Here is a 22966-nt window from a genome sequence, read left to right as displayed (position 1 = left end):
CCCGCGAGTCCTGCGCTCAGACCCGCGAGTCCTGCGCTCAGGCACACGAGTTCTGCGTTCCCGCCCGCGAGTCCTGCGCGCAGGCCCCTCGCGCCTAGGCTCGGGGTATGGATCAGCAGACCTGGGACGCGGTCGACGACTACTTCAGCACGCACCTGGTGCCCCCGGACGCCGCGCTCGACGCGGCGCTGGAGACCAGCGACGACGCGGGGCTGCCCGCCATCGCCGTCGCCCCCAATCAGGGCAAGTTCCTCCACCTGCTCGCGCGCCTGACGGGAGCCCGACGCATCCTCGAGATCGGCACCCTCGGCGGCTACAGCACCATCTGGCTGGCCAGGGCGCTGCCGGCGCAGGGCAGCCTCGTCACCCTCGAAGCCGACCCGCGGCACGCCGACGTCGCCAGGAAGAACCTCGACCGCGCCGGGCTGTCCGGCGTGGTGGACGTCCGGCAGGGGCGCGCACTCGACCTGCTGCCTGCCCTGCGCGACGAGGCACCGTTCGACCTCGTGTTCATCGACGCCGACAAACCGTCCAATCCGGAGTACTTCGCCTGGTCACTGGAACTGACCAGGCTCGGCGGTGTCATCGTCGTCGACAACGTGGTGCGGGGCGGCGCCGTGGCCGACGGCACCACCCGGGACGAGTCCGTCCGCGGCATCCGGCGGATGACCGAACTGATGGCCGCCGAGCCCAGGGTCGAGGCCACCGCACTGCAGACCGTGGGAGCCAAGGGCTACGACGGGCTCGCCATCGCGGTCGTCACCGGCTGATCGGCGGCCGGAAAGAACCGCGCCGGCCCGCGCACGCTCACCCGCACGTCGTCGCCGCGCCCCGCGGGCAGCGGGCCCTGCACGCGCGAACGCACAGCCGGCCCGTCCGCCAGGCGCAGCAACACGGTGGCGTCGTGCCCGTGGAAGAGCACGTCCGTGACCGTCGCGGGCACCCCCTCGCCGCTCGCGCCGCCGAGGTGCACCTGCTCCGGGCGCACCAGCACGGTGCCGCGACCGCCGCCGTCGACCGCGACCGGCCCGAGCGGCGTGTCGGCGATCCCCGCCTCCGGCGCCGCCTCGAACACCATCGCGTCACCAACGAACAGCGCGACTCCGAGATCCGCGGGCCTGCCGTAGACCTCCTGCGGCGAGCCGAGCTGCGCCACCACACCGTCGCGCAGCACCGCCACCAGGTCCGCGACGCCGAGTGCCTCCTCCTGGTCGTGGGTCACCAGCAACGCCGTCGCCCCGCTCGCCCGCAACGCGGACCGCACGTCGGCACGCAGCTCCTCGCGCAGCCCCGCGTCGAGCGAGGAGAACGGCTCGTCCATCAGCACCACACCGGGTCGCGGCGCGAGCGCCCTCGCCAGCGCCACGCGCTGCTGCTGGCCGCCGGAGAGCTGGCCCGGCATGCGGTCGCCGTAGCCCGCCAGCCCCACCAGCTCCAGCAGCTCGGCCACCGTCCCGTTGCGACGCTGCCCACGCGACAGTCCGAACCCGACATTGCGCGCGACGGTCAGGTGCGGAAACAGCGCACCCTCCTGCGGCACCAGCCCGATCCCGCGCCGCTCCGGCGGCACGTGCACGTCCCGCGCCGACAGCACCGTGTCGCCGAGCGCCACCCGGCCGTCCCGCAGCGGGTGCAGCCCGGCGAGCACCCGCAGCAACGTCGTCTTGCCGCACCCGGACGGGCCCAGCACGGCGACGAGGTTTCCCTCGGGTACCGCGAGATCGAGCCCCCGCAGCACGGGCTCGGCCCCGTACCCGGCGACGACGTTGTCGACGACAAGCCTGCTCATCGGCTCGCTTCCTCTCCCCGGCGAGTGCGTGCACTTCCCGTGCGCAGGAACTGATCCAGAGCCAGCGCGGGCACGGCGGCCACCACCAGCAGCACGGCCGCATACGGCGCCGCGGCCGCGAACGCCCCGATCTCGGTGTTGCTCCACAGCTCGGTCGCCAGCGTGTCGGTACCCGTGGGCCGCAGCAGCAGCGTCGCGGGCAGCTCCTTGGCGCAGGTGAGAAACACCAGCGCCGCCCCGGCCAGCACCCCGGGCGCGGCCAGGGGCATGGTCACCAGCAGCCGGGTGGCCGCGCGGCCCTTGCCGAGCGAGCGCGACACGTCCTCCAGCACCGGGGGCGCGGCGGCCACCGCGGTCCGCACCGCGCCGACGGCCAGCGGCAGGAACAGCACCGCGTAGGCGAAGGCCAGCATCGGCGTCCGCTGGTACAGCTGCGGCGCCACCCGGATGCCGAAGAACACCAGCGCCAGGCCCACCGTGATGCCCGGCAGCGCGTGCCCGGCGAAGCTCGCCAGCTCCACCCCCCTGGCCAGCCGCCCCTGGTGCCGCGCGGCGAGCACACCCACCGGGATGGCCAGCGCCACCGTGAGCAGCGCGCCAAGGCCGGACACGGTCACCGTGCCCCAGGCGGCCGACGCCAGGTCGCCGAGGTCGGCGCCGGCCGAGCGCCCGGCGAGCAGCCAGCGCAGCAGGCTGTACACCGGCACGCCCAGCGAGGCCGTCAGCAAGGCCAGCACGCCCAGGGCGGCGGGCACGCGGACCCGGCCCAGTGGCACCACCGCAGCCTGGCGGGCAGCACCGCGCGCTCCGCGCACCGCCGCCACACCCCGCGCGCGCCGCTCCCCGACGGTCAGGACCAGCGCCAGCGCCACGAGCACACAGCCGAGGATCGCCGCCGGGGTGCGGTCGAACGTCGCCTGGTAGCTGGTGAAGATTCCGGTGGTGAAGGCGTCGTAGCGCAGCAGCGACACGGCGCCGAAGTCGCTGAGCACGTACAGCGCGACGAGCAGCCCGCCTGCCGTCGCCGCCGGCCGGACCTGGCGCAGGGTCACCAGCGCGAAGGTGCGCGGCGCCGACCGGCCGAGCGTGCGCGCGACCTCCTCCAGCGCCGGGTCGGCCGTGCGCAGCGCCGCGGCCACCGGCAGCAGCACGTACGGAAACGACACGAGGGTCAGCACGCCGAACGCTCCCCAGAACCCGGAGAGCCCTGGCCACTGCGCGATCCACGTGAACGCGGCCACATAGGACGGTACGGCCAGCGGCAGCACCAGCAGCACGGCGGCGGCCCGCCTGCCCGGCAGGTCGCTGCGCACCACCAGCCATGCCGCCGCCACACCCAGCACCACGCACGCCGCGGCCACCGCCAGCGCGAGCGAGATGCTGCGCAGCGCCAGATCGAGCGTGCGTTGCTGCCACAGCACCTGCCACACCCGCTCCGTGCCGCCGCCGAAGGCCCGCACGACGAGGTAGGCAAGCGGGGTCAGCGCCGCCACCGCGGCCGCGATCGCGGCCGCGGTGAGCACCGGCGCCGAGGAACGGGCGCGGGCGGGTGCCGTCGCGGTGGTCAGGACAGGCCCACTTCCTGCAACAGTCCCAGGGTCTGCTGCAGCGACGACAGCGACGACAGGTCGAGGTCGGGCGACTGGATCTCCCGCAGCGGCGGCAGGTCGTGCTTGGTGGAGCTGACGCCCGGCGTCACCGGGTACTCGGCAGTCTCGTCGGCGAAGTAGCGCTGCGCCTGCTCCGAGAGCAGGAACCGCACGGCCTTCACGGCGGCGTCGTGGGAGTCGTTGCCCGCGAGCACCCCCGCGCCCGCGACGTTCACCAGCGCCAGCGGGTCGTCGCCGCCGACGAAATGCAGGCGCGCGTTGACGGCGTCGTCGCCCTGCTCGGCGACGCGCTCGTACCAGTAGTAGTGGTTGATGAGGCCGAGCGCGATCTGCCCGCTGTCGACGGCGTCGAGCACGGCGAGGTTGTTCTTGTACCGCTGCGGATCGTTCGCGGCGAAGCGGGTGAGCCAGTCACGGGCACCGTCCTCGCCGCGCAGCACGCGCAGCCCCGTGACCGACGCCTGCCAGGACGCGTTGGTCGGCGCGAAGCCGACCTTGCCGCGCCACTTCGGGTCGAGCACGTCGTCGGCACCCTGCGGCAGTTCGTTCTGCGACACCTGCGCCGGGTCGTAGGCCACCACCCTGGCCCGGGCCGAGGTCGCCACCCACGTGCCGTCGTCGGCGCGGTACTTGGCGGGCACGGCGTCGAGCACGTCCTGCGGCAGCTTCGCGAGCCTGCCCTGCTCGCCGAGCGCGCCCAGCGCACCGGCGTCCTGGGAGAAGAACACGTCGGCCTGGCTACCGTCACCCTCCTCCAGGATCTGGGCCGCCATCTCGGCGCTGCCGCCGTAGCGGACCTCCACCGGCATGCCGGTCTCCTTCTCCAGCCGCTCCAGGAGCCCGCCGACGAGGCCCTCGTGGCGGCCGGAGTACACGACGAGCGTGTCGGCGCCCGCCTGGTCTCCGCCGCAGGCGGCCAGCGGCAGCACGAGTGCGGCGACGAGCGCGCCGATCCCGGCACGGTGACGGAACAACACGGATCCTCCTCGGTTCACAACAACGTTCTCGCCGCGCGGACACTCCGTCCGGCGAGCGCCTGCACGGCCACCCCGGCGGCGAGGCACACCCCCACGACCACCGCCGGCGGCAGGTGGCCCGCCAGTTCGGGATAGAGCGCGTAGTGGGTCAGGTAGATGGCCAGCGACGCGCCCGCGACGGCGGCGAGCGGGCGCACCAGGGCCGCGGGCACCGGCAGGTGCCGCACGGTGAGCAGGAGCAGCAGCCCGCCCACCACGATCGCGTCGCGGAGCTGGTCGCCGAAGTAGCCGGGTACCAGCAGCAGCGCCAGCGCGGCCACGAGCCACCGCTGCGGCCGGGTCGCCGCGCGGTGCGCGAGCCAGCCGAGCGCGAAGAACCACAGCGCGCCGTGGGCGCTCATGGCGTGGTCGAAGGGCTGGCCGAGGCCGTCGAGCGCGAGGTTGAGCGTCAGTCCGGCGCCGAGCACGGCCAGTGCCACGCCGAACGGGTGCTCCCGCTCCAGCCTGCGCACCGCCGGGACGCAGAACAGCAGGCCGAACACGAGCAGCAGCTGCACCAGCACCTCGATGAACCAGTAGCCGCGGGCCATCGGCCCCGGCGTGTAGTTGCTGACGAGCAGTACGTTCGCCCAGCCGACGTCGTTGGTGGTGACCAGCCGCAGCAGCAGCCACAGCACCGAAGGCACCGCGATCCTCGCGGCGCCGCGCAGGATGCGGGCGCCCGCGTCGCCGGGCGTGCCCGCCGCGAGGCCGAACCACGCGAAGCTCCAGCCCGCGAGCACCAGCAGCAGGTGGGCGCCACCCATGACGCGGAACGCGCCGATGTGGGTGCCGACGACGAGCGTGATGGCCAGCGCGCGGAGCACGACGACGGCCTCCAGCCTGCGCACCCGACCGGAGCCCCGTGGGGTGAGCCGCTCCAGCTCGCGGACGGTCAGCGACGGCCAGTCCGGCGGCAGGTGCCCGAGCACGCGGCCCAGCTCGGCCGAGGCGCGGACGTAGGTCAGCGAGTCGCCGCCGAGCGCCACGAACGTCGCGTCGTCGTCGACGTCGGTGAGGCCGAACAGGGCTCCGAACACGTCCCGGACCCCGGCAGCCGGGCGCTGCACCCGCTGGTAGTCGATCTTGCCGCTGGCCAGCCGGGGCAGCTCGCGGACCTGGCGGACGGCGACCCGGTCGGGCGGCAGCCCGAGCCGCGCGCACACGAGTTCCCTGGCGGTGGCGGCGTCGCCGGTCACCGCGAGGGCGAGGCCGGTGTCGTCGCCCGCGCAGGCCGCCGCGTGGCCGTGCTCGGCGAGCAGCCGCTCCACCTGGCCGAGGTCGATGCGCAGCCCGAAGATCTTGACGAAGCGGCTGGTGCGGCCGACCACCTGGTACAACCCGTCCGGGGTGCGCCGCGCGAGGTCACCGGTGGCCAGCTCGTGGATGGTCCGGCCGAGCGCGAGGTCGGCAGGGGATTCGGCGTAGCCGAGCATGACGTTGGGACCGCGGTAGATCAGCTCCCCCTCGTCGGCGCCGCCACGGAGGTCGAACGCACCGCCCGGGATCGGGATGCCGACACAGTCCGGATGGGATCGGGCCAGCTCGGGCGGCAGGTAGGCCATGCGGGCGGTCGCCTCGGTCTGGCCGTACATGACGAACAGCCGCCAGCCGTGCCGCCTGCCCAGCTCCGCCACCGCGCGTACCCGCCCGGGTTCCAGCCGCCCGCCCGCCTGGGTGACGTAGCGCAGGCTCGGCAGCGCGCCGCCGTCGAATCCGGAGGCGGCGAGCAGGTCGAAGGTGTAGGGCACGCCGTGCAGGCTGGTCGCCCGCCAGGTGCGGGCCAGCTCCCAGAAGCCCTCCGCCACCACGGACTCACTGGTGAGCAGCAACGCCGCGCCGCGCAGCAGGTTGCTGTTCACCACCGACAGCCCGTAGCAGTAGTGCACCGGCAGGGAGGCCAGCGCCCTGTCGGTGTCGCGGATGTCGAGGTATGCGGCGATGGCGGCGGCGTTGGCCTGCACGTTCTCCACCGAGAGCCGCACGAGCTTGGGCGAGCCGGTGGAGCCCGAGGTGGACAGCAGCAGCGCCAGGTCGGGGTGCAGGTCGTGGCGGGTGCCGGGCCGCCGCTCGGCCAGCCGCCAGGTGCCGTCGTGCCCGGTGGCGACGACGTCGGGGTCGTAGGTGGCGGTGAGCGAGGCGATCCGCGCGTCGTCTCCGGCGGCGGTGAGCAGCACCGGATGCCCCGCCGACAGCGCGGCGAGGTAGACGACGAGGGGTTCGATGTCGTTGCCGGCGGCCAGCAGCACCAGCCTGCGGACGGGCCCGAGCCGCTCGGCGGTGGCGGCCACGCGGCGGGACAGTTCGGCGTAGGTGAGGGTGGTCCCGTCGGGGCCGACGAGCGCAAGGCGGTCACCGTGCCGGTGCAGCTCCCTGGCGAACGGCACGCCCTGCGCGGGTGGCCGGAGCGCCTCGGGGGCAGCGACGTCCAGTGTCACGGCAGTGGTCACCTTCGCCTCGGGTCGACCACCCCCAGCGCGTCGACGCTCACTAAACCCAGCCAAACCTCACTTAGGAAAGGCTTGGCTGAGCATAACCCGGGGCAATGTGGTCACCAAGGCGATGAACGCAACAATTCGGACAGTCACCACCCAGCTCCCCAATGCCACATTCGTAGCGTTCAACGCCACCAATGCGGCATTCGTAGCGCTGGGCGCTACCAATGCCGCATTGGGGAGCTTGGGGCGCGGCGGGGTTACTGGAGGAAGCCGCGCAGCAGGGAAGCGGTGCCCTCGACGTGCTCGGCCATCGCGGCCCTGGCCGCGGGCGGGTCGCCCGCCAGGATGGCGTCGACGATGGCCTCGTGCTGGGCGTTCGAGTGATCGAGATTCGGCTCCAGCAGGGGAATCTCGTCGAGCAGCGCGTTGGCGCGCATGCGCACGTCGGCGAGCGCGGACGTCAGCGACGCCGAGCCGGTGACCTCCGCGATCGCCAGGTGCAGCCGGGAGTCCCTGCGCCGGTAGTCGGCCACGCTCGCGGCACACGCCTCGCCCAGCGTCCGGCTCAGATGCTGCCGGTCGGCAGGCGAGAGCGACCGCGCCGCGGCCAGCTCGGCCGCGCCCGTCTCCAGCACGTGCCGCAGCGCGAGGGTGTCCTCGAGCGCGACGGCCGTACGGGCCCGGTCCGGCGCGGGCGGATCCGGAAGGTGCTCGGTGACGAACGTGCCGCCGTAGCGGCCCCGCCGCGACTCGACGTACCCGGCATCGGCGAGTGCGCGGATCGCCTCCCGCAGGGTGACCCTGCTGATGCCGAGCCGCTCGGCCAGCTCCCGCTCCGCGGGCAGCCGCTCACCGGCGCCGACGACGCCGAGCCGCACCGCCTGCAGCAGCCGCTCCACGGTCTCCTCGAAGGCGTTGCCCGCCCGCACCGGCCGGAACAACGCCTCCCCCGCGCTCACCCCGCGAGCCTCGGCGACGGCGAGGGGGTCGCCGTCCCGCTCCGGCTGAGCGCTCACCGTGCCTCCTCGCGCGTCGGTTGTCCTGCACCGCGAGTGTAGGCCGAGACCCGTTACCTGGTCCGGGACGCGTACAGCGGGTGCTTCTTGGCGAGCAGCTCCACGCGCGAGGCCAGGTCACGCTTGGTCGCGTCGTCGAAGTCCGACCGCAGCGCGAGCGCGATGATGTCGGCGACCTCGGCGAAGTCGTCGGCGGTGAAGCCGCGCGTGGCCAGGGCCGGGGTGCCGATCCGCAGCCCGGAGGTCACCATCGGCGGGCGCGGGTCGAACGGCACCGCGTTGCGGTTGACCGTGATGCCGATGGAGTGCAGCCGGTCCTCGGCCTGCCTGCCGTCCAGACTGGACTCGACCAGATCGACCAGCACGAGGTGGACATCGGTCCCGCCGGTGAGCACCCGGATTCCGGCCGAAGCGCAGTCCGGATGGGACAGTCGTGCGGCGAGCGTCTTGGCGCCGTCGAGCACCCGCTGCTGGCGCTCGCGGAACTCCTCGCCCGCGGCGATCCTGAGCGCCACGGCCTTGCCCGCGATGACGTGTTCCAGCGGCCCGCCCTGTTGGCCGGGGAACACCGCGGAGTTGATCTTCTTGGCGTACTCGGCACGGGAGAGGACGATGCCGCCGCGCGGACCGCCGAGCGTCTTGTGCGTCGTGGTGGTCACCACGTCGGCGTGCGGAACCGGGTTGGGGTGCAGTCCGGCCGCGACCAGGCCCGCGAAGTGGGCCATGTCGACCATGAGCTTGGCGCCCACCGAGTCGGCGATGCGGCGGAACTCGGCGAAGTCCAGCTGCCGCGGGTAGGCCGACCAGCCTGCGATGATGAGCTTGGGCTTGTGCTCGGCGGCAAGGCGCTCGACCTCGGCCATGTCGATGCGGCCGGTCGCGCCGTCGACGTGGTAGGCGACGACGTTGTACAGCTTGCCCGAGAAGTTGAGCCGCATGCCGTGCGTGAGGTGCCCGCCGTGGGCCAGGTCGAGGCCGAGGATCGTGTCGCCGGGCTCCAGCAGCGCGACCATCGCGGCGGCGTTGGCCTGCGCGCCCGAATGGGGCTGCACGTTCGCGTGCTCGGCACCGAAGAGCTGCTTGGCCCGCTCGATGGCGAGGTTCTCGACGACGTCGACGTGCTCGCAGCCGCCGTAGTAACGCTTGCCGGGATAGCCCTCGGCGTACTTGTTGGTCAGCACGGAGCCCTGCGCCTCCAGCACCCCGACCGGGGCGAAGTTCTCCGAGGCGATCATCTCCAGCGTCGCCTGCTGGCGGTGCAGTTCGGCGGAGACGGCCTCGGCCACCTCCGGGTCGACAGTGGACAGGTCGGCGTCGAACGAACTCATGTCAGTCCTCCTGGATCAGCGCGGCATAGGCGGTGGCGTCCAGCAGCTCCGGCACGGCATCGGTGCGCACGCGGAACAGCCAGCCCGTGTCGTAGGGATCGGAGTTGAGCTTCTCTGGATTGTCCACTGCGGACTCGTTGACCTCGGTGACCTCCCCGGTGACCGGCGAGTACAGCTCGCTGACGGACTTCGTGGACTCGACCTCGCCACAGGTCTCGCCCGCGGTGACGGTGTCGCCCACGGCGGGCAGCTGCACGAACACGACATCGCCGAGCGACTCCGCGGCGAAGGCGGTGATGCCCACCGTGGCCACGCCGTCGGCGAGGCTGACCCACTCGTGTTCCTTGGTGTAGCTCAGATGCTCCGGGATGCTCATGGACGTCCTTTCAGGACCGGCGCTGGTAGAAGGGCAGGGCGACGACCTCGACCGGCTCGTGGCGGCCGCGGATGTCGGCGGCCAGCTCGGTGCCGGGCTCGGCGAGGTCACGGGCAACGTAGGCCATCGCGATCGGGTAGCCGAGGGTGGGTGACAGCGCGCCGCTGGTGACCTCGCCGACGGGCTGGTCGCCGCGCAGCACCGCGTAGCCGTGGCGCGCGGCCCTGCGGCCCGCGCCCCGCAGGCCGACGAGCACCCGCTCCGGGTCGCGGCGCTTGTCGAGCGCGGCGCGGCCGACGAAGTCGCCGGGCTTGTCGAACTTCACGACGCGGCCGAGGTTCGCCGCGAACGGCGACAGCTCGGCGGAGAGCTCGTTGCCGTACAACGGCATCCCGGCCTCCAGGCGCAGCGTGTCGCGGCAGGCGAGGCCCGCGGGCAGCAGGCCGTGCGGCCGGCCCGCCTCGGTGAGCAACCGCCACACCTCGGGAGCGCGCTCGGCGGGCACGTACAGCTCGAAGCCGTCCTCGCCGGTGTAGCCGGTGCGGGCCAGCAGGATCTCCTGCCCGCCGACGGTGGCGGGCGTGCCCGCGTAATACTTCAGCGCCGCCAGATCGGCCTCGGCGACGGCACCCACGATCTCGGCCGAGGCCGGGCCCTGCACCGCGATCAGCGCGGTGTCCGGGGACCGGTCGGCGACCTGGGCGTCGAACGACGCGGCCCGCTCGGTGAGCTCGGCGAGCACGGCCGGCGCGTTGCCGGCGTTGGCCACCACGAGGTAGCGCTCGTCGGCCAGGCGGTACACCACCAGGTCGTCGACCACGCCACCCTCGGGGTTGCACATCATCGTGTACCGCGCCCGGCCGGGTGTGACGGCCGACAGCTTGCCGACCAGCGCGTAGTCGAGCGCGTCGGCGGCCTGCGGTCCGGTGACCTCGATCTCGCCCATGTGCGACAGGTCGAACAGCCCGGCGGCCTCACGCACGGCCCGGTGTTCGGCGAGCTCGCTGCTGTAGCGCACCGGCATCGTCCAGCCCGCGAAGTCGGTGAACGAGGCCCCGAGGCCCTCGTGGACCTCGTGCAGTGGAGTCTTCATGTTTCAGCCTTCGTAGGACGCGACGGGCGGGCAGGAGCACACGAGGTTGCGGTCGCCGTAGGCGCCCTCGATCCGCCGCACCGGCGACCAGTACTTGCCTTTCACCACCGTCTTCGACGGGTACACGGCGAGTGCCCGATCGTAGGGCAGGTCCCACTCCCCCGCGAGCTGCTCCGCGGTGTGCGGCGCGTTGCGCAGCGGGCTGCGCTCCAGTTCCCAGCGGCCCGCGGCCACCTCGTCGATCTCGCGGCGGATGGCGATCATCGCGTCGCAGAACCGGTCGATCTCGGCCAGGTCCTCGCTCTCGGTCGGCTCGACCATGAGCGTGCCCGCCACGGGGAACGACATCGTGGGTGCGTGGAAGCCGTAGTCGATGAGCCGCTTGGCGACGTCCTCCACGGTCACGCCGGTCTGCTTGGTGAGCCCGCGCAGGTCGAGGATGCACTCGTGCGCGACCAGGCCGTTCTGTCCGGTGTAGAGCACGGGGTAGTGCGGGCCGAGCCGGGAGGCCACGTAGTTGGCGGCCAGCACCGCCACCTGAGTGGCCCGAGTGAGTCCGGGCGCGCCCATCATCCGCACGTAGGCCCACGAGATCGGCAGGATCGACGCCGAGCCGTAGGGTGCGCCGGAGATGGGGCCCACGCCGGTGTCCGGACCCGCCTCGGGCGCCAGCGGATGGTTGGGCAGGTACGGCGCGAGGTGTGCGCGCACGGCCACCGGTCCGACACCGGGGCCGCCGCCGCCGTGCGGGATGCAGAACGTCTTGTGCAGGTTGAGGTGCGAGACGTCGCCACCGAACTCGCCGGGCTTGGCCAGCCCGAGCAGGGCGTTGAGGTTGGCGCCGTCGACGTAGACCTGACCGCCCGCGTCGTGCACGATCGTCGCCAGCTCGGGGAACTCGGTCTCGTAGACACCGTGGGTGGACGGGTAGGTGACCATGATCGCCGCCAGCGTGTCGCGGTGAGTGTCCACCTTGGACCTCAGGTCGGCGAGGTCGATGTTGCCCTCGCCGGTGCAGGCCACCACGACCACCCGCATCCCGGCGAGCACCGCGGAGGCGGCGTTGGTGCCGTGGGCCGACGACGGGATCAGGCACACGTCGCGCTCGGGCCGGCCGTTGGCGCGGTGGTAGGCACGGATGGCCAGCAGCCCGGCCAGCTCGCCCTGGCTGCCCGCGTTGGGCTGCAGGGACACGCTGTCGTAGCCGGTGACCTCGGCGAGCCACCTGCTCAGCTGTTCCACCAGTTCCCGGTAGCCCACCGCGTCCTCGGCGGGCGCGAACGGGTGCAGCCCCGCGAACTCGGGCCAGCTGATCGGCTCCATCTCGGTGGTGGCGTTGAGCTTCATGGTGCAGGAGCCGAGCGGGATCATGCCCCGGTCGAGCGCGTAGTCGGAGTCCGCGAGGCGCCGCAGGTAGCGCAGCATCGACGTCTCGGAGCGGTGGGTGTGGAACACCTCGTGCGTGAGGTACTCGCTCGTGCGTGCCAGCCCGTCGGGCAGCGCCGTGCGCGACCCGGCGCCGCTGTCGACGCCGAACGCGCGCAGCACGCCGCCGACGGCGGCGGGGGTGGTGGCCTCGTCGCAGGCGATGCGCACGTGGTCGGCGTCGGCGAGGCCGAGGTTGATGCCCTGCTCCCGCGCGGCGGCCACCACGTCGGCGGCACGGCCGGGCACGCGGGCCAGGACGGTGTCGAATAAGCCGGGGTGAACGACGTCGACACCGCCCTCGCGCAGCGCGCCGGCGAGCCCGGCGGCGTGACCGTGCACGCGCTGGGCGATGGCCTTCAGCCCGTCCGGGCCGTGGTAGACGGCGTACATCGAGGCGATCACGGCCAGCAGCACCTGCGCGGTGCAGATGTTGCTGGTCGCCTTCTCCCGCCGGATGTGCTGCTCGCGGGTCTGCAACGCGAGCCGGTACGCGGGCGCGCCCGCCGTGTCGATCGACACGCCGACGAGGCGGCCTGGCAGCGAGCGCTCCAGCCCGGAACGCACGGCCAGGTAGCCCGCGTGCGGGCCGCCGTAGCCCAGTGGAACGCCGAAGCGCTGGCTGCTGCCCGCGGCCAGGTCGGCCCCGAACTCTCCTGGCGGGGTCACCAGCGTCATCGCCAGCAGGTCGGCCGCCATGCAGTACAGCGCCTTGGCCTGCGTGGCCGCCTCGCCGATGCGCCGGTAGAAGTCCGGCTCGCGCAACACGCCCGAGGCGCCGGGGTACTGCACGACCACACCGAAGAACTCCTCCGGCAGGCCCTGCGACAGGTCGCGCACGTCCACGTCGAGGCCCACGGCCTCGGCGCGCGTGCGCACGACGGCGATGGTCTGCGGCAGGCACTCGGCGTCGAGCACCACGGTCGAGGACTTCGACTTCGCGACCCTGCGCATGAGCAGCACGGCCTCGGCCACGGCGGTCGGCTCGTCGAGCAGCGAGGCGTTGGCGGTGGTCAGGCCGGTGAGGTCGGCGACCATCGTCTGGAAGTTGAGCAGCGCCTCGAGCCTGCCCTGGGAGATCTCCGGCTGGTACGGGGTGTAGGCGGTGTACCAGGCCGGGTTCTCCAGCACGTTGCGGCGGATCACGGCCGGGGTGAGGGTGTCGTGGTAGCCGAGCCCGATCATCTGGGCCATCGGCCGGTTGCGGGAGGCGAGCGCGCGCAGCTCGGCGATGGCCTCCTCCTCGGAGGCGGCGGGCAGCAGGTTCAGCTCCCCGCCGGAGCGGATCGCCGAGGGCACGGCGGCCGCGAGGAGGGCGTCGAGGCTGCCATACCCGCACTCGGCGAGCATCTTGGCCTGCTCGGACTCGCCCGGACCGATGTGCCGGGACGCGAAGGATGCGGCAAAGGCCGGGGGCCCGGAGGACGTGGACGACACGGACATCTGGGAGCTCCTTTCTCACGCACGGCGGACGCACCCCGCCGTACCGGGAACTCCCCCTCTGTCATGGGCACCTGAGAGTTTCACCGTGCGTGAGCACGGCTTTCACCTTGGGTGAGACCTCGTCGGTCTGCTTTCCAGAGTGGCCTCGCCGTGGGCGGTAATCGGTACCTGAGAGATTCTGGGGAGTTTGCTCCTTCGGTGCCCCGCCGACATCGCGGGGGCTCTCCCGCCCCGGCTCGAACAGCCGCAGTATTCAAGTTTATAGGGGAGTAACGTACGCGCCAGAGATGCCGCCGTCCACCAGGAACTGCGAAGCCGTGATGAACGACGCGTCGTCGCTGGCGAGGAACGCCACCGCGGCCGCGATCTCCTCGGGTTCGGCGAACCGGCCCATCGGCACGTGCACCAACCTGCGCTGAGCCCGCTCCGGGTCCTTCGCGAACAGCTCCTGCAGCAGCGGGGTGTTCACCGGTCCGGGGCACAGCGCGTTCACCCGGATGCCCTCGCGCGCGAACTGCACCCCGAGCTCACGGCTCATCGACAGCACGCCGCCTTTCGACGCCGTGTAGGAGATCTGCGAGGTCGCCGCTCCCATCACCGCCACGAACGACGCCGTGTTGATGATCGAGCCGCGGCCCTGCCGCCGCATGTGCGGGATCGCGTACTTGCAGCACAGATACACCGAGGTGAGGTTCACCTCCTGCACCTTGCGCCAGGCGTCGAGGCCGGTGTCCAGGATCGAGTCGTCCTCCGGCGGGGAGATGCCCGCGTTGTTGAACGCGACGTCCAGCGACCCGAAGCGGTCCACCGCGGCCTGGAACAGCGCCTCGACCTCCCCCTCGCTGGTGACGTCGGCCTGCACGAACTCGCCGCCGACCTCCTCGGCCACCGCCTTGCCCGCGGCGACGTCCACGTCGCCGATGACGACGCGCGCTCCCTCGCTCGCCATCCGCCTGGCCGAGGCCAGCCCGATGCCGCTGCCGCCGCCGGTGATCACGGCGACCCTGCCGTCCAACCGCTTGCCCACAGGTTTCAGCTCCCCTCCGTGCTGATGAACACGTTCTTCGTCTCGGTGAACGCCTCCACGGCGTCCGGGCCGAGCTCCCGGCCGAGGCCGGACTGCTTGAACCCGCCGAACGGCGTCCAGTACCGCACCGACGCGTGCGAGTTGACCGACAGGTTGCCCGCCTCGACTCCCCGCGAGACGCGCAGCGCCCTGCCGACGTCGGACGTCCAGATCGACCCGGACAGCCCGTAGGCCGTGTCGTTGGCCATCGCGACGGCCTCGGCCTCGTCGGCGAACGGCACCACGGCCACGATGGGGCCGAACACCTCCTCGGTCAGCAGCGGGTCACTCGCCGACGAGGGCGTCACCACGGTCGGCGGGAACCAGAAGCCCGGCCCCTCCGGTGCGCTGCCCCGGAAGGCCACCGGGGTGTCGTCGGGCAGGTAGGAGGCGACGCGCTGCCGATGCTCGGCCGAGATCAGGGGCCCCATCTCGGTGGCCTCCTGCCCGGGATCGCCGACGACCACGCCCTTCACCGCGGGTTCGAGCAGCTCGAGGAACCGGTCGTACACCGACGCCTGCACGAGGATGCGCGAGCGGGCGCAGCAGTCCTGGCCCGCGTTGTCGAACACGCCGTACGGCGCGGTGGCGGCCGCGCGCTCGAGGTCGGCGTCGGCGAAGACGATGTTGGCGTTCTTGCCGCCCAGCTCCAGCGTCACGCGCTTCACCTGCGCGGCGCAGCCCGCCATGATCTGCTTGCCGACCTCGGTGGAGCCGGTGAACACGACCTTGCGCACGGCGGGATGCTCGACGAACCGCTGCCCGACCACCGAGCCCTTGCCGGGCAGCACCTGGAACACGTCCTCCGGGATGCCCGCCTCGCGGGCCAGCTCGGCCAGGCGCAGGGCCGTCAGCGGCGTCAGCTCGGCGGGCTTGAGCACCACGGTGTTGCCCGCGGCCAGCGCGGGCGCGAAACCCCAGCCCGCGATGGGCATCGGGAAGTTCCACGGCACGATGACGCCCACCACGCCCAGCGGCTCGGCGAAGGTGACGTTGACGCCGCCGGGCACGGGAATCTGCTTGCCGGTCAGCCGCTCCGGCGCCGCCGCGTAGTAGTGCAGCACGTCGCGCACGTTGCCCGCCTCCCAGCGGGCGTTGCCGATCGTGTGCCCGGAGTTGGCGACCTCCAGCCGCGCCAGGTTCTCGATGTCGGCGTCGACGGCGTCGGCGAACCGGCGCAGCAGCCGCGCCCGGTCGCCCGGTGCGACGTCGCGCCAGGCGGGCAGTGCCGCCTCGGCGCGGGCGATGGCCGCGTCGGTCTCCTCCGCCGACGTCAGCTCCACCGTCCGGATCTCCTGCTCGGTGGCCGGGTTGATGACCGCGTGACTCACCTGGCTGCCTCCCTCACCAGTGCCGCGAACAGCCGCACGTCGTCTCCGTCCTGCTCGGGGTGCCACTGCACGCCCACCACGAACGGCTCCCCCGGCCGCTCCACCGCCTCGACGGTGCCGTCGCCCGCCCAGCCGACCGGCCGCAGACCCTCGCCGAGGGTGTCGACGGCCTGGTGGTGGTAGCACTGGCACTTCGCCTCCGCGCCGAGGATCGCGCCCACCCTGCTGCCGGGATCGAGCCGCACCACGGTGGTGCCGTAGGCCCCGGGCGCGGGCTGGTGCTCGCCGCCGCCGGTGCGCTCGGGCAGGTGCTGCACGAGGGTGCCGCCGAAGGCCACGTTGAGCAGCTCCATACCCCGGCACACGCCGAGCACCGGCGTGCCCGCGTCGAGCGCGGCCCGCAGCAGCGCCAGCTCGGTGGCGTCGCGTTCGGGCCTGCTCACCGTCGCCGGATGCGGCGCCGCACCGTACCGGGCCGGGTCGACGTCGGCGCCGCCCGCCAGCACGAGCGCGTCCACAGCGGACACCGCCGCGCCCTGCGCGTCCCCGCCGGGAGGCAGGAGCACCGGAATCCCTCCCGCCTTGACCACACAGTCCACATAGGTCCGCGGGAGCAACGCGGCCTCGGTGTCCCACACCCCCCAGCGGGCTCGCTCGGAGTAGGTCGAGATGCCGACGACGGGCCGGTCAGAGCCGTTCGAAGCCACGGAGGCGCTCCCAGTCGGTCACGGCCGCGTCGTAGGCGGCCTGCTCGATGCGCGCGGCGTTGAGGTAGTGCTCCACGACGTCGTCACCGAAGGCGGTGCGGGCGACCTTGCTCTCGGCCAGCAGCGCGGCGGCGTCGCGCAGCGTGCTGGGCACGGTCGGCTTGCCCGACTCGTAGGCGTTGCCGGTGTGCTCCGGCTCCAGCGGCAGCTCGTTGTCGATGCCGTGCAGGCCGGCCGCGACGAGCGCCGCCACCGCGAGATAGGGGTTGACGTCGCCGCCGGGCACCCGGTTCTCCACGCGCAGCGACTCGCCGTGGCCGACCACGCGCAGCGCACATGTGCGGTTGTCGTGGCCCCACGCCACGGCGGTGGGCGCGAAGCTGCCGCGCACGTACCGCTTGTAGGAGTTGATGTTGGGCGCGAAAAAGCAGGTCAGCTCTCGCAGGCACGCCAGCTGTCCGGCGAGGAAGTGCTCCATCAGCCGCGAGAATCCGCCCGGTCGGTCGCCTGCCAGCACCGCGTCGCCCTCCGCGGTACGCAGGCTGATGTGGATGTGGCAGGAGTTGCCCTCGCGCTCGTTGTACTTGGCCATGAACGTGAGGCTCTTGCCCTCCTGCGCGGCGATCTCCTTCGCCCCGGTCTTGTACAGACTGTGGTTGTCGCACGTGGACAGCGCGTCGGTGTAGCGGAAGGCGATCTCGTGCTGGCCGGGGTTGCACTCGCCCTTGGCCGACTCGACGTAGAGCCCGGCGCCCGCCATGTCGTTGCGGATGCGCCGCAGCAACGGCTCGATGCGCCCCGTGCCGAGCATCGAGTAGTCCACGTTGTACTGGTTGGCGGGTGTCAGGTCGCGGTAGCCGCGCTGCCAGGCCTGCTCGTAGGTGTCGTCGAAGACGATGAACTCCAGCTCCGTGCCGACGAACGCGGTGAGGCCGCGCTCGGCGAGCCGGTCGAGCTGGCGGCGCAGCACCTGACGCGGCGACACCGTCACCTCGCCGCCACCCACCCACTCGACGTCGCACAGCACGAGCGCGGTGCCCTCGTGCCACGGCACCAGCCGCAGCGTCGCCAGGTCGGGCCGCAGCACGCAGTCGCCGTAGCCGCGCTCCCAGGACGAGATCGCGAAGCCGTCCACGGTGTTCATCTCGACGTCGACGGCGAGCAGGTAGTTGCAGGCCTCGGTGGCGTGGCCGACCACCTCGTCCAGGAAGTACCGGGCGGCACAGCGCTTGCCCTGCAGCCTGCCCTGCATGTCGGTCATCGCCACGAGCACGGTGTCGACCGTGCCCTGCTCCACCAGTTCCCGCAGCGCCTCGAGGGTGAGCATGCCTTCACGGTTCCGCATCCTGACACCCTTCCGCACCGCCGAGGCGAACTCAAAGGATCAATACAGATCCATTAAGAGTACTTGTACCGGCCATACCAGATCGGCGTCAACCCTTGACAAGGCTAACGGGTTGGCCCACTCTCGGCTCACTCAAAGGACTGACGCGAGACCCATTGGGCGATTGCCACCCAGCAGCGAGGAGGCGCAGGATGCCCGAGCACGTCGAGTACAGCGAGGTCGACCCGAGTTATCTCCAGCACCGGCAGCTCAAGCGGGGTGCCGCGGGCTGGCTGCTGCTGGCCGGGCTGGGCGTCTCGTACGTCATCTCCGGTGACTTCGCGGGCTGGAACTTCGGCCTCGGCGAGGGCGGCTGGGGCGGGCTGCTCATCGCCACGGTGCTGATGGCGATCATGTACGGCTGCATGGTCTTCGGGCTGGCCGAGATGTCCTCGGCCATGCCCGTCGCGGGCGCGGGGTACGGTTTCGCGCGCCGCGCGCTGGGCCCGCTCGGCGGGTTCGCCACCGGCATCGCGATCCTCATCGAGTACGCGATCGCCCCCGCCGCGATCGCGATCTTCATCGGCGGCTACACCGAGACCCTCGGGCTGTTCGGGCTCACCAACAGCTGGCCGGTCTTCCTCGCCTGCTACGTGATCTTCATCGGCATCCACCTCTACGGCGTCGGCGAGGCGCTGCGGGTGATGTTCGCGATCACCGCCGTCGCGGTGGTGGCGCTGGTGGCGTTCGTCGTGGGCATGATCCCGAAGTTCTCCGTCGACAAGCTCTTCGACATCGTGCCCGACGCCTCGGCGGCCGGGGCCAGCTCGTTCCTGCCGTTCGGCATCGGCGGCGCGATGGCCGCGCTGGTGTACGGCATCTGGTTCTTCCTCGCCATCGAGGGCGTGCCGCTGGCCGCCGAGGAGGCACGGGACCCGAAGCGCGACATGCCGCGCGGCATCATCGCCGGGATGGGCGCGCTCGTGGTGTTCGCGGCGCTGATCCTCGTCATCGCGCCCGGCGCGGCGGGCTCCAGCGCCATCGCGACGTCGGACAACCCGCTGCCCGAAGCGGTGCGCGCGGCCTACGGCGGCGACAACTTCCTCGCCCAGTTCATCAACTACGTCGGGCTCGCCGGGCTCGTCGCGAGCTTCTTCTCGATCATCTACGCGTACTCGCGGCAGCTGTTCGCCCTGTCGCGCGCCAGCTACCTGCCGCGGTGGCTGTCGCGCACCGGCAAGCGCAAGACGCCGTACCTGGCGCTGATCGTGCCCGGCACGGTGGGATTCGTGCTCGCCGCGGCCACGCAGGACGGCGCGCTGCTCATCAACATCGCGGTGTTCGGCGCCACGGTGTCCTACGTGCTGCTGAACCTGTCGCACATCGTGCTGCGGGTCCGGGAGCCGGACCTGCCGCGGCCGTACCGCACGCCGGGCGGGGTCGTCACGACGTCGGTCGCGCTGGTGCTGGCGCTGGCCGCCGTCGTCGCGACGTTCGTGGTGGACGAGATCGCCGCCGCCATCACGGCGGGCATCTTCGTGGCCGCGCTGGCGTACTTCTGGTTCTACAGCCGCCACCGCCTGGTGGCCGCCGCGCCCGAGGAGGAGTTCGCCGTCATCGAGCGCGCCGAGCACGAACTCGACCGCAACTGAAGGGGCACGCCCCTCACCAAGCGACTGGGGTTTGGCGCGCGGCGGCGAGGGAATTCGTGCGGCATGGCCGCGGAGATGTTCACGGTGCACACCCTCGCCGAGCTGGGCGAGCTGGTGACGCTGGGCGTCGCGCCGTACCTGCGCTACTCCCCGGGGCCGGAGGCCGACAGCATGCACGCCAGCACCGACCACGAGAGCGGGCTGGTGATGCCCGGGGTGTCGGTGAACCCGCTCGCGGCGCCGGGCTGGTGGACGCTGCCGCTGGAGGACTGGCTGGCCCGCCGCGTGTGCCAGTACCTGCGGGAGCTGCGGGAGGGCGCGCGGCCCTGGCTGCTGTCCGGCCGCCCGGTGGACTTCGGGCCGGACAACGAGCCGCTGATCGTGGACCCGCGGCCGGTGGCGTGGGTCAGCCCCGACCTGGTGGCCGAGGCGCACGAGCGCTACCACTCCCGCCTCAACGCCGGCACGGCCATCCACGACCAGCGGCGCTGACCGCGGCCGCCGGGTCAGCCGACGGTGAGGACCAGCTTGCCGCGGGTGCGGCCGGACTGGCTCTGCCGCCATGCCTCGGCGGCCTCGGCCAGCGGCAGTGTCGTCTCGACAGGCACGGTCAGCGCGCCCTCGTCGGCCAGGCGCCCCAGCTCCGTCAGATCGGCCACGCTCGGGCGGACCCACACGTACTGACCACCGGACTCGGCCACCTGCGGGTCGGTGATCGACGCGATCCGGGAGGCGTCCCGGACGAGCTCCCGGGAGACCTCCACGGCATCTCCGCCGACGAAGTCCAGCGCGGCGTCCACCCCACCGGGCGCCAGCTCCCGCACCCGGGCGGCCAGCCCGTCGCCGTAGGTCACCGGCTCGGCGCCCAGCTCCCGCAGGAAGTCGTGGTTGCGCTCGCTCGCGGTGCCGAGCACGCGCGCGCCCGCGGCGACGGCGAGCTGCGTGGCCAGTGAGCCGACGCCCCCGGCGGCCGCGTGCACGAGGACGGTGTCGTCCTTGCCGACCTGCACCCGCCGCAGCGACTGGTGGGCGGTGAGCCCGGCCAGCGGCAACCCGGCCGCCTGCGGCCAGTCCAGCGCGGCGGGCTTGTGCGCGAGCAGGCGGACGTTGGCCGCGACCAGCTCCGCGTACGCGCCCAGCTCGACCTGGTCCTTGCGGATGTAGCCGATCACCTCGTCGCCCACCGCGAACTCGTCGACGTCCAGGCCGACGGCCTCGACGACACCGGAGATGTCCCAGCCGGGGATGAGCGGAAAGCGGACCTCCATCACGGCGTCCAGGTAGCCCGCGCCGATCTTCCAGTCCACCGGGTTGACGCCCGCGGCCTTCACCCGCACCAGTACCTCGCCCGGCGCCACCTTCGGGTCGGGATGCTCGCCGAGGCGCAGCTCGTCCGGACCACCGTAGCGCTGCATCACGATCGCCTTCATACCTCGCGCAACAGCCCGGCTCGGCCCTGGCATTCCCACGCCCGGATGCGATGCGACGGCGCTCACCACCGGATCGGCAGCTCCGCCAGCCCGCCCGTCAGCGTGTCGGGACGCACGGTCAGCTCCTCGGCGTCCACGGCGAGACGCAGGGTGGGAAAGCGCTCGACGAGCCGGGCGAACACGGTCCGCAGTTCGAGCCGCGCGAGCGGCGCGCCGAGGCAGTACCGGGCGCCGTGCCCGAACGTCAGGTGTGCCCCCGCGGCACGGGTGACGTCGACGCGGCCGGGGTCGGGAAAGACCGCGGGGTCGTGGTTGGCCGCGCCGGTGTGCAGCAGCACGAGGTCGCCCGCGCGGACGGTGACGCCCCCGATGTCGAGTTCCGTGCGCGCGTACCGGGGAATCCCGGCCCCGCCGCGGTGCGGGGCCCGCAGCAGCTCCTCCACCGCGTCCGGCACCAGGTCCGGGTCGTCGGCGAGCGCCTGCCACTGACGTCGGTCGGCCAGCAGCGCCAGTGCCCCGAGCCCGATCTGCACCACCGTGGTCTCGTGCCCGGCGAAGAGCAACGCCATCGACAACATCGCGGCCTCGGCATCCGAGACGCCTTCGGTCGCGCACAGGCGGGAGATCACGTCGTCACCCGGGTCGTCGCGCTTGCGGGCGACCAGCCGCTGCCCGTAGGCGAACAGCTCGCCAAGACCGTGCTCCGACCGCGCACGGTCCCGGGTGTTGGCGGCCTCGGCCGTCCATGCGCGGAACCGATCGCGGTCCTCGTAGGGCACGCCGAGCAGCTCGCAGATCACCAGGATCGGCAGGGGGACGGCCACGGCGGCGTGCAGGTCGGCGGGAGGTCCCTGCTCGGCCATCTCCTCCAGCAGGCGGCAGGCCAGTGCGTCGATCCGGGGGCGCAGAGCCCGCAGGCGTCCGGGCGTGAAGTGCGGCTGGAGCAGCGCGCGCATCCGGGCATGGTCGGCGTGCTCGGTGTCGGCGTTGCCCATCGGGCCGCCGAACAGCGCCGACTCGCCGACCCGCGCCGCGGCCTCCGGCTCGGGATGGGCCCGCCCGAGCCGGTCGTCGTCCAGCAGGCGGCGTACCGCGGCATGCCCGGTGACCAGCCATGCCTCGTCGCCGACCGCCGTGCGGACCCGGTGCGGTGTGCCCTGTGACCGCAACCTGCGCAGCTCGGGCGCGAGGTGCAGCGGATGCGCCTGCTCGAACGGCAGCTGGATCGGATCGCTCATGGCGGCTCGATTCTGTCAAAGACAAATTGTATAAGATTGATTGAACATAGCAGAAGTATAGTCTCGGTTGAACAACGAGGAGGTGGTGATGGCCGCGGATCGGCAGACCGCGCGCCGCCTGCCGCGCGCCGAGCGGCGAGAGCAGATCCTCGCGGCGGCCACCCGCGCCTTCGCCCGCACCGGCTACGCCGCGACCGGCCTCGACGACGTGGCCGCCGAGGCCGGGATCACCCACGTGATCCTCTACCGGCATTTCGCGTCGAAGGCCGACCTCTACCGCTGCGTGCTCGATCGCGCCTGCACCCGTCTGGCCGACGCCGTCGGCACCGGCAGCTACGACGAGACGTCCGTTCCCGCACTGCTGCGGGCGGCCTCCGCCGACCCGGACGGATTCCGGCTGCTGTTCCGCCACGCCGCCCGCGAACCGGAGTTCCGCGACGTCGTCGACGGCATCCGCGCAGCGTCGACGGACATCGCGCACCGCCACCTCACGGAGACCATCCCCGAGACGGCGTGGCAGGACTGGGCGGCACGCCTGGTGCCCGTCGTGGCGTGGGAAGCCGTGATCGCGTGGCTCGACGCGGGCAGGCCCGACCCCGACCGCGCCGCCGAGCGCATCGGCGGCGCCATCGAGGGCGTGATCCGCGCGGCCGCGTCCGCCCGCTCGGACGGCGGGTGAGCGGG

At 72.6% G+C, this 22966-nt stretch carries 19 protein-coding genes and 1 riboswitch; of the genes, 4 read left to right on the top strand and 15 right to left on the bottom strand.

From position 1 onward, the window contains the following. Positions 1 to 107: 107 nt before the first annotated feature. On the top strand, positions 108 to 770 hold the full coding sequence (locus tag BAY60_RS15415; RefSeq protein WP_112281613.1) for an O-methyltransferase: 663 nt from the start codon (positions 108 to 110) through the stop codon (positions 768 to 770). On the opposite strand, the gene BAY60_RS15410 is transcribed toward BAY60_RS15415, so the two are convergent. The 13 genes from BAY60_RS15410 to BAY60_RS15350 all read right to left on the bottom strand — a co-directional run bounded on the left by BAY60_RS15410 (position 734) and on the right by BAY60_RS15350 (position 17983). Further along, positions 734 to 1789 carry an ABC transporter ATP-binding protein gene (locus tag BAY60_RS15410; RefSeq protein ID WP_112281612.1) on the bottom strand — a complete coding sequence of 352 codons (1056 nt, stop codon included), beginning with the start codon at positions 1787 to 1789 and terminating at the stop codon, positions 734 to 736. The two genes, BAY60_RS15415 and BAY60_RS15410, sit on opposite strands and share 37 nt — an antisense overlap. Next, a complete protein-coding gene (locus tag BAY60_RS15405) occupies positions 1786 to 3312 on the bottom strand; it encodes an ABC transporter permease (protein WP_245992516.1) in 1527 nt (508 codons plus the stop codon). The genes BAY60_RS15410 and BAY60_RS15405 overlap by 4 nt, the downstream gene beginning before the upstream one ends. Positions 3313 to 3353: 41 nt before the next feature. Next, positions 3354 to 4376, bottom strand: a complete 1023-nt coding sequence (locus BAY60_RS15400) for an iron ABC transporter substrate-binding protein (protein ID WP_112281610.1) — start codon at positions 4374 to 4376, stop codon at positions 3354 to 3356. A gap of 14 nt (positions 4377 to 4390) precedes the next feature. After that, positions 4391 to 6853, bottom strand: coding sequence for an AMP-binding protein (locus BAY60_RS15395; protein WP_112281609.1), 2463 nt, complete (start codon positions 6851 to 6853; stop codon positions 4391 to 4393). A 257-nt stretch (positions 6854 to 7110) separates the two neighbouring features. Next, positions 7111 to 7812, bottom strand: a complete 702-nt coding sequence (locus tag BAY60_RS15390) for a FadR/GntR family transcriptional regulator (RefSeq protein WP_112282407.1) — start codon at positions 7810 to 7812, stop codon at positions 7111 to 7113. Between the two features lie 110 nt (positions 7813 to 7922). Continuing rightward, positions 7923 to 9197: a serine hydroxymethyltransferase gene (locus BAY60_RS15385; RefSeq protein ID WP_112281608.1), complete on the bottom strand. Its 1275-nt coding sequence runs from the start codon at positions 9195 to 9197 to the stop codon at positions 7923 to 7925. 1 nt (position 9198) lies between these two features. Next, positions 9199 to 9573, bottom strand: coding sequence for a glycine cleavage system protein GcvH (gcvH, locus tag BAY60_RS15380; RefSeq protein WP_112281607.1), 375 nt, complete (start codon positions 9571 to 9573; stop codon positions 9199 to 9201). 10 nt (positions 9574 to 9583) lie between these two features. Beyond that, the gene (gene gcvT / locus BAY60_RS15375; RefSeq protein WP_112281606.1) at positions 9584 to 10666 is read right to left on the bottom strand and encodes a glycine cleavage system aminomethyltransferase GcvT; all 1083 of its coding nucleotides are present in this window, start codon (positions 10664 to 10666) and stop codon (positions 9584 to 9586) included. 3 nt (positions 10667 to 10669) lie between these two features. Beyond that, entirely contained in the window at positions 10670 to 13534 is a 2865-nt protein-coding gene (gcvP, locus tag BAY60_RS15370) for an aminomethyl-transferring glycine dehydrogenase (protein ID WP_112281605.1), read from the bottom strand. 48 nt (positions 13535 to 13582) lie between these two features. Beyond that, a riboswitch (glycine riboswitch) is annotated at positions 13583 to 13682 on the bottom strand. A gap of 111 nt (positions 13683 to 13793) precedes the next feature. After that, positions 13794 to 14561 (bottom strand): 3-oxoacyl-ACP reductase, encoded by a 768-nt coding sequence (locus tag BAY60_RS15365; protein ID WP_112281604.1) that lies wholly within the window; start codon positions 14559 to 14561, stop codon positions 13794 to 13796. Between the two features lie 5 nt (positions 14562 to 14566). After that, complete coding sequence (locus BAY60_RS15360; protein ID WP_112281603.1) at positions 14567 to 15931, bottom strand: aldehyde dehydrogenase family protein; 1365 nt, start codon at positions 15929 to 15931, stop codon at positions 14567 to 14569. Further along, on the bottom strand, positions 15928 to 16638 hold the full coding sequence (locus tag BAY60_RS15355) for a gamma-glutamyl-gamma-aminobutyrate hydrolase family protein (RefSeq protein WP_112281602.1): 711 nt from the start codon (positions 16636 to 16638) through the stop codon (positions 15928 to 15930). The genes BAY60_RS15360 and BAY60_RS15355 overlap by 4 nt, the downstream gene beginning before the upstream one ends. Continuing rightward, positions 16619 to 17983 (bottom strand): glutamine synthetase family protein, encoded by a 1365-nt coding sequence (locus tag BAY60_RS15350; RefSeq protein WP_211330333.1) that lies wholly within the window; start codon positions 17981 to 17983, stop codon positions 16619 to 16621. Before BAY60_RS15350 ends, BAY60_RS15355 begins: the two co-directional genes overlap by 20 nt. A gap of 191 nt (positions 17984 to 18174) precedes the next feature. Between BAY60_RS15350 and eat the strand changes: the two genes are divergently transcribed. Together eat and BAY60_RS15340 are read left to right on the top strand one after the other, a co-directional pair. Continuing rightward, the gene (gene eat / locus BAY60_RS15345) at positions 18175 to 19614 is read left to right on the top strand and encodes an ethanolamine permease (protein WP_112281600.1); all 1440 of its coding nucleotides are present in this window, start codon (positions 18175 to 18177) and stop codon (positions 19612 to 19614) included. 63 nt (positions 19615 to 19677) lie between these two features. Next, positions 19678 to 20106: a DUF6098 family protein gene (locus BAY60_RS15340; protein WP_211330332.1), complete on the top strand. Its 429-nt coding sequence runs from the start codon at positions 19678 to 19680 to the stop codon at positions 20104 to 20106. 14 nt (positions 20107 to 20120) lie between these two features. On the opposite strand, the gene BAY60_RS15335 is transcribed toward BAY60_RS15340, so the two are convergent. Together BAY60_RS15335 and BAY60_RS15330 are read right to left on the bottom strand one after the other, a co-directional pair. After that, positions 20121 to 21044 (bottom strand): NADP-dependent oxidoreductase, encoded by a 924-nt coding sequence (locus BAY60_RS15335; RefSeq protein WP_112281599.1) that lies wholly within the window; start codon positions 21042 to 21044, stop codon positions 20121 to 20123. 62 nt (positions 21045 to 21106) lie between these two features. Then, a complete protein-coding gene (locus tag BAY60_RS15330; protein ID WP_112281598.1) occupies positions 21107 to 22282 on the bottom strand; it encodes a cytochrome P450 in 1176 nt (391 codons plus the stop codon). An 88-nt stretch (positions 22283 to 22370) separates the two neighbouring features. Here BAY60_RS15330 and BAY60_RS15325 point away from each other — a divergent pair, with 88 nt between their 5' ends. After that, the gene (locus tag BAY60_RS15325) at positions 22371 to 22961 is read left to right on the top strand and encodes a TetR/AcrR family transcriptional regulator (RefSeq protein WP_112282405.1); all 591 of its coding nucleotides are present in this window, start codon (positions 22371 to 22373) and stop codon (positions 22959 to 22961) included. Positions 22962 to 22966 lie beyond the last annotated feature (5 nt).

The organism is Prauserella muralis (assembly GCF_003202285.1).
GTDB lineage: Bacteria > Actinomycetota > Actinomycetes > Mycobacteriales > Pseudonocardiaceae > Prauserella_B > Prauserella_B muralis.
This window is presented reverse-complemented; position numbering and strand designations above follow the sequence as displayed.

What these genes read in the sequence shown, in the direction of transcription:
- BAY60_RS15415 (WP_112281613.1), top strand. Translation starts at nt 108, where the DNA reads ATGGATCAGCAGACCTGGGACGCGGTCGACGACTACTTCAGCACGCAC.
- BAY60_RS15410 (WP_112281612.1), bottom strand. Translation starts at nt 1,789, where the DNA reads ATGAGCAGGCTTGTCGTCGACAACGTCGTCGCCGGGTACGGGGCCGAG.
- BAY60_RS15385 (WP_112281608.1), bottom strand. Translation starts at nt 9,197, where the DNA reads ATGAGTTCGTTCGACGCCGACCTGTCCACTGTCGACCCGGAGGTGGCC.
- gcvH (WP_112281607.1), bottom strand. Translation starts at nt 9,573, where the DNA reads ATGAGCATCCCGGAGCATCTGAGCTACACCAAGGAACACGAGTGGGTC.
- gcvT (WP_112281606.1), bottom strand. Translation starts at nt 10,666, where the DNA reads ATGAAGACTCCACTGCACGAGGTCCACGAGGGCCTCGGGGCCTCGTTC.
- gcvP (WP_112281605.1), bottom strand. Translation starts at nt 13,534, where the DNA reads ATGTCCGTGTCGTCCACGTCCTCCGGGCCCCCGGCCTTTGCCGCATCC.
- BAY60_RS15350 (WP_211330333.1), bottom strand. Translation starts at nt 17,983, where the DNA reads ATGCGGAACCGTGAAGGCATGCTCACCCTCGAGGCGCTGCGGGAACTG.
- eat (WP_112281600.1), top strand. Translation starts at nt 18,175, where the DNA reads ATGCCCGAGCACGTCGAGTACAGCGAGGTCGACCCGAGTTATCTCCAG.
- BAY60_RS15340 (WP_211330332.1), top strand. Translation starts at nt 19,678, where the DNA reads ATGGCCGCGGAGATGTTCACGGTGCACACCCTCGCCGAGCTGGGCGAG.
- BAY60_RS15335 (WP_112281599.1), bottom strand. Translation starts at nt 21,044, where the DNA reads ATGAAGGCGATCGTGATGCAGCGCTACGGTGGTCCGGACGAGCTGCGC.
- BAY60_RS15330 (WP_112281598.1), bottom strand. Translation starts at nt 22,282, where the DNA reads ATGAGCGATCCGATCCAGCTGCCGTTCGAGCAGGCGCATCCGCTGCAC.
- BAY60_RS15325 (WP_112282405.1), top strand. Translation starts at nt 22,371, where the DNA reads ATGGCCGCGGATCGGCAGACCGCGCGCCGCCTGCCGCGCGCCGAGCGG.